Origin of the sequence: Streptococcus sp. 1559, assembly GCF_013276735.1 — a bacterium.
Classification (GTDB): domain Bacteria; phylum Bacillota; class Bacilli; order Lactobacillales; family Streptococcaceae; genus Streptococcus; species Streptococcus pseudopneumoniae.
The window spans coordinates 1-1,995 of the sequence record NZ_VMLO01000135.1 but is presented as its reverse complement, the minus strand read 5'-3'; the positions used below and the strand labels follow the sequence as shown (position 1 = coordinate 1,995).

Annotated in this window: 4 protein-coding genes; 3 read left to right on the top strand and 1 reads right to left on the bottom strand. The window is 30.3% G+C overall.

Features of this window, described 5'->3' with window-relative positions:
* From HT688_RS11400 to HT688_RS11390, 3 genes are all read left to right on the top strand, one after another.
* On the top strand, window positions 1-98 hold a 98-nt coding region (locus tag HT688_RS11400), incomplete at its 5' end, for a restriction endonuclease subunit S (RefSeq protein ID WP_172923170.1).
* Between the two features lie 56 nt (window positions 99-154).
* Window positions 155-952 carry a tyrosine-type DNA invertase PsrA gene (gene psrA / locus HT688_RS11395; protein ID WP_000657448.1) on the top strand — a complete coding sequence of 266 codons (798 nt, stop codon included), beginning with the start codon at window positions 155-157 and terminating at the stop codon, window positions 950-952.
* Window positions 939-1,505 carry a restriction endonuclease subunit S domain-containing protein gene (locus HT688_RS11390; RefSeq protein ID WP_226372480.1) on the top strand — a complete coding sequence of 189 codons (567 nt, stop codon included), beginning with the start codon at window positions 939-941 and terminating at the stop codon, window positions 1,503-1,505. The genes psrA and HT688_RS11390 overlap by 14 nt, the downstream gene beginning before the upstream one ends.
* Here HT688_RS11390 and HT688_RS11385 read toward each other — a convergent pair.
* Window positions 1,465-1,995, bottom strand: a 531-nt coding sequence (locus HT688_RS11385; protein ID WP_240148179.1) for a restriction endonuclease subunit S, incomplete at its 5' end; no start/stop codon positions are given. The genes HT688_RS11390 and HT688_RS11385 overlap by 41 nt on opposite strands.

The window sequence follows — 1,995 nt, the reverse complement described above, 5'->3', positions numbered from 1 at the left end:
TTGCTTCTATTCTAATCCCACTCCCACCCCTTCCTGAACAATCCAGAATCGTTGATAAAATCGAACAATTTTTCGCCCATATTGACGCACTAATTTAGTATAATAGTTTTACGTGCGGTGGAATTTCTATCAAACATAAGATAGGAGTTTTACGTTGAAAGAATTTGAATTACATTTGAAGAAAGCTGGTTTAGCTGAAAATACTGTGCGTTCGTACCTTTATGGTGTTCGATTTTTCTTGGAGAATTATGAACTCAAAATGGAAGATTTATTTGAATACAAGGGATATTTATTAGACAATTTTAAACCTAAAACTGTCAATTTGCGACTACAAGGAGTAAATAAATATCTGACTTTTATTGGTCATGATGATTTGAAATTAAAATTTGTCAAAGTACAGCAAAAACCGTTTTTAGAAGATGTCATTAGCTATGCTGATTACCTTTTTCTTAAACGTAGTTTGAAAAAAGATGGTATTTTAAAATGGCATTTTGTCGTTTGGTTTTTAGGTGCAACTGGGGCTCGTGTAAGTGAGCTTATTAAACTAAAAGTAGAGCATGTAGAAATCGGTTATTTTGACATTTACTCAAAAGGTGGTAAAATTCGTAGACTGTACATTCCTAAAAAATTAAGAAATAGTTGTCTTAGTTGGTTAGAATCAGAAAATCGCCGAAGTGGTTATTTATTTTTGAATAAATTTAATGAACCAATTACAGCAAGAGGAGTTGCTCAACAGTTAAAAAATTATGCTGATAAATACAAAATGAATCCTAAAGTAATTTACCCTCATTCTTTTAGACATTTATTTGCTAAGAATTTTTTATCGAAGTATAATGATATTGCCTTGCTTGCAGATTTGATGGGACACGAAAGTATAGAAACTACTCGAATTTATCTAAGGAAAACAGCTACTGAACAACAAAATATTGTAGATAAAATTGTTAATTGGTAAAAAAATAACAGGTGGTCAAATTGACCATCTGCTATTTTTTTGTGATTATGGCTCTTATTATCTGAATAACATTAAAATTGAAATAGATTTTCCAAGAAGATCAACTTGGTTGCTAGCTCCTTTAGAAAAAATTGTAACAACTATTTCAGCTAAGCCTTATCAAATAAAACAGTCTGAAATTGTAAAAGAGGGCAAGATTCCAGTAGTTAGTCAATCTAAAATATTAGTTGAAGGATTTTCTAATAATTTTTCTAAGATTCTAGACTATAAAACAAACGTTGTAATATTTGGTGACCATACAAGAAATCTTAAGATTATAGACTTCCCTTTTGTTGTTGGTGCAGACGGAGTAAAAATTCTGTCTCCAATTTGCTTATCTGCAAAATTTTTAAAATACCACTTAGACTATACGCTATTATTTGTTAGGAACAGGGGCTATGCTCGACATTATTCGTATCTAAAATCTAAAATAATAGGTATTCCTTCAGTTTTAGAACAAAAGAGAATTGTCGCTAAAATTGATTTACTTTTTCAAAAAGTTTCTCAGCTTTAGTAATTATTAATTTTTGTGTACGTATACCTGGAAAATTAATTATAGTTTGAGAAAATCTAGTTTTGTTTAATATAGGAATAGTGGTAGATGATGTATTGTTCTTGAATTGTTTTTGCATAAAATCAGACTGTATAGCTAAAAGTAAAAATTTTGAGTTGACAAAATTAAATACTTCTATGCCATGCATTTGTTGATTGAACGCTCCATCAACACGAACAATCCCAGCAATTCCAATATTTCCAATACCATTTATTAAAATAGAACCTGCTTTTATTTTTCTGGATTTTGTATTTCCTAGAACCGATAAATATTCAGTTGCATTGTATAGTTCTCCTTGTAATAAATCAGCAGGTTTATAGAATGGTATTTCGCCGCCGTAGTTTTCAGGGCTATTTTTAGATGGCGTGTTACCAGTACTAATTATTCCTATATAATTTAATGTTGTCTGTACCCAATTCATAGGTATCTTCCCATAATAAGAGTTATCATC